Source organism: Gammaproteobacteria bacterium, assembly GCA_003696665.1.
Classification (GTDB): domain Bacteria; phylum Pseudomonadota; class Gammaproteobacteria; order Enterobacterales.
The window spans coordinates 1-3,295 of sequence record RFGJ01000476.1 but is presented as its reverse complement, the minus strand read 5'-3'; the positions used below and the strand labels follow the sequence as shown (position 1 = coordinate 3,295).

The 3,295-nt window shown below is 47.4% G+C and carries 3 protein-coding genes; all 3 read left to right on the top strand.

Features of this window, described 5'->3' with window-relative positions; translation table 11 throughout:
• Positions 1-745 (top strand): glycosyltransferase (locus D6694_11600; GenBank protein ID RMH39016.1); only part of this gene is annotated, 745 nt, incomplete at its 5' end.
• Entirely contained in the window at positions 724-1,683 is a 960-nt protein-coding gene (locus D6694_11595; protein ID RMH39015.1) for a hypothetical protein, read from the top strand. The genes D6694_11600 and D6694_11595, both read left to right, overlap by 22 nt.
• A gap of 44 nt (positions 1,684-1,727) precedes the next feature.
• On the top strand, positions 1,728-3,191 hold the full coding sequence (locus D6694_11590) for an O-antigen ligase domain-containing protein (GenBank protein RMH39014.1): 1,464 nt from the start codon (positions 1,728-1,730) through the stop codon (positions 3,189-3,191).
• The last annotated feature ends 104 nt before the right edge of the window (positions 3,192-3,295 follow it).

Here is a 3,295-nt window from a genome sequence, read left to right as displayed (position 1 = left end):
GTGGACCGGTTCGCTGCGCCAGCGGGTGGCGTCCGTGGTGGCGCCCTGGTACCTGCACTCCGCCATCGACGTGCTGTGGGTCTCCGGCGAGCGGCAACGGCAACTGGCGCGGCGCCTGGGGTATGCCGGCGCCCGCTGCTGGTCAGGTTACTATGCCTGTGACTGGGATAGGTTTGCAGATGTGTATCGGCGTGTTGGATCTGCCCGGCCCCGGGCCTTTCTCTACGTAGGGCGCTATGTACCTATCAAAGGGCTTGATATCCTGCTGACAGCCTACCGGCAATACCGAGCGCAAGTGACCGATCCATGGCCGTTGATTTGCGTGGGGTCCGGGGAACAGGAAGTCTTGCTTCAGGGTGTAGAGGGAGTCTATAACCAAGGCTTTGTGCAGCCCCAGGATTTGCCGGAACAGATGGCACAGGCCTCGGCCTTTGTGCTTCCCAGCCGGCGCGAGCCATGGGGCGTGGTGGTACAGGAAGCAGCTGCGGCAGGTATGCCCCTGATATGCTCAGATGTGTGTGGAGCTGCCGTGCATCTATTGCAGGATGGATACAACGGGTATCTGTTCGAGTCCGGTAATGCATCACATCTGTCGGATTGCATGGGGCGTGTCACTGAAGCACCGCTGGCGCATTGGGAGGCTATGAGCAAGCGAAGTCATCAGTTGTCTGCGCAATATACTCCGCATCGCTGGGCCGATACATTGATTCAGGGCGTAAAGTCATGGATAGCATGTATGCGATGAATAAACTTCATACAAATGAAATGAAACTGCCAGATTTTTTGGTAATTGGAGCTATGAAATCAGGAACCACTTCACTGTGCAGGGATCTGGCAAACCACCCAAAGATATATTTTCCTCCAGTCAAAGAGCCACACACATTATGCTTGGAGGATGTTGTTACGCCAAATGGCAGGCGTAAATATGCCGATTTATTTAGGGGAGCTAGTCCGCATCAGATTTGTGGTGAAGGCTCAACAGGGTATACGAAATTGCCGTATAGTAAAAAGGTTCCGTTCCATGCAAAGGAGGTGTGTGGTTCTGACTTGAGATTGATTTACATTGTCAGGGATCCATTGGAGAGGGCACTGAGTCATCATTATCATGCTTACCGTGCTGGCCAGGTAAGTGCTGATTTTAGTGTGGCCATTGAGCAAGATAAAACTATACTAACGTGTAGTAAGTATGCGTTCCAACTCAGGCCTTGGATTGATGTTTTTGGTTTGGATAAGATTTGTGTTATTCGCTTTGAGGATTATGTGGTAGATAGAAAGAAAACGATTGATAGTGTGTGTCGTTTTTTGGGTTTGGAGCCAATTCCTAGTCTGAATAATAAAATTATAATGAATGCCGGGGAACGACAAAGCCAAGCCCCGAAGTGGCTGCGCGAATCATTTTTCTATAAAATGTGGTCTCGCTTCAAACGAGGGCAATTTTATAAACGATCTGTTCGGCCATTTTTAGATGATAAATGGATAAATGGGTTGAAGCAAATTATATTTACCGATCCGCCTCCACCCAGGCCACCACTTCCCTCGCCAGAGGTTGTTGAGGCGTTCGTGCGTGATTTGCGTGAAGACCAGGAACAGTTTCGGATATTACTGAATCTCGATAAACCGATGTGGGATCTGGAAGTGACTCAATCAAAATATGTAAATGCTAAAATGGGCAGGAATGTATAGGTCTAGAGAGACCCAGTTCGTTAGTAGATTGAAGGGGTGGTGTTATGTATGTGATGGATGGAGTAGTAAAAGCGTGGTCTTTTGAGCAATCTGGTGAAGGGAGGGGGGGGCTTATTCCAACTCTTCTACCCAGGTTTTTAGTATTGTTGATAGTTTCGTCGGTCGTCTTGGCAGTGATTGGCCCCTTGGGACAGGTTGTTTTTATTGTGCTTGCAATTCATGCGCTTCGAGGAGCCAAACAGAGCGTTGAAGCATTGGGATTGTTGAGTATTTTGTTGCTTGGTAGCAGGGCAATCTATCCTGATGGGGTAGGGTTGTTTAGGTGGGTAATAATTTTTTGTGCTTTCGGACGTGTTGTGTGGGATTCAGTAGTAAATCCAGAAATTAGTCCTGTTCCGAGAAGACTACTAGGTGTTTTAAGCTTGCTATCTGTTTGGGTACTGGTTGGGGCATATCTCGTTAGTCCAGTGCCTGTGTTGACAATTTTAAAATTGATTTCTTTTGTGGTTGGTGTGATAGCCATTGTGGTTAGTTTTTATCGAACATATGATTTGATCCCATATTGGTATTCATGGTTTTTTACAATGTTTGTGTTTTCCTTGTTGGGTAGTATTGTTGTAGCTCCTATGGGGTTGGGTTATTTGCGAACGGCTCAAGGATTTCAAGGTATTTTTCAACATCCAATGACATTTGGGCCCTTGGCAGCCTCGATTGCAGCATGGATGGCTGGATTGTATTTGGTATGTAAGCGTGATGGTTTGTGGCGATTTCTTGGGCTTTCATGTTTGGCGTGTTTATTTGTCTATGCATCTTTGTCCCGAACAGCTGCTTTGGCTCTAGGAAGTGGATTTTTGTTGGCATTGATTGCTTCTATATTCCGAAGAGATGTGAAGCGGCCTCTAGAGTTTTTATTTTCTTCTAAAATATTGATTATTTTGGGTTTTTTGGTATCTGCAGGGGTTCTGTTCGCTCCTCAACTCAGTCAGGCTATACAAGATTTTATTGCTAAGGATGGAGTACAGGGGGATGCTGCTGAGCTGTTTGAGGAATCCCGTGGTGCTCTGGTAGCACGCTCAATGGTAAACTTCCGAGCATCGCCATTGATGGGGATTGGCTTCGGGGTTCCATCAGATTTGAGAAGGTTGGATCAGCACTTGGAGAAGATAGCTGGTATTCCTGTGAGTGCTTCTTCTGAAAAAGGTTTTATGCCTTCTGCCGTACTGGAGGAAATAGGGATTGGTGGTGCAATGATTACTATATGGCTCCTCATCTTGCTAATAAGGCCTGTGGTTCACTGGGGTGGATTTCCGGCTATCTGGCTGCTTTTTACAAGTATTCTTGTGAATGTTGGGCAGGCTATATTTTACTCAATAGGGGGTCCCGGATATTTCTTGTGGTTGATGATTGGTCTGTGCTATGCACGAGCCTGCTGGGGGAAGAAAAATATGCTTATGCATTTTTATGGTAAACGTCCTGAAGTTGATAATTGTGCTCTGAGGTGGCGATAATGCATGTACTGATCAACGCCGCTTCGGCCAACATGGGCGGGGCGCTGACCTACCTGATCAACGTGGTGCGGCAGTTGCCGGCCCGGGCGCCGAACGACCATTTC

Excerpts from the sequence above, each read along its gene's own strand:
- D6694_11595 (RMH39015.1), top strand. The coding sequence starts at position 724 with ATGGATAGCATGTATGCGATGAATAAACTTCATACAAATGAAATGAAA.
- D6694_11590 (RMH39014.1), top strand. The coding sequence starts at position 1,728 with ATGTATGTGATGGATGGAGTAGTAAAAGCGTGGTCTTTTGAGCAATCT.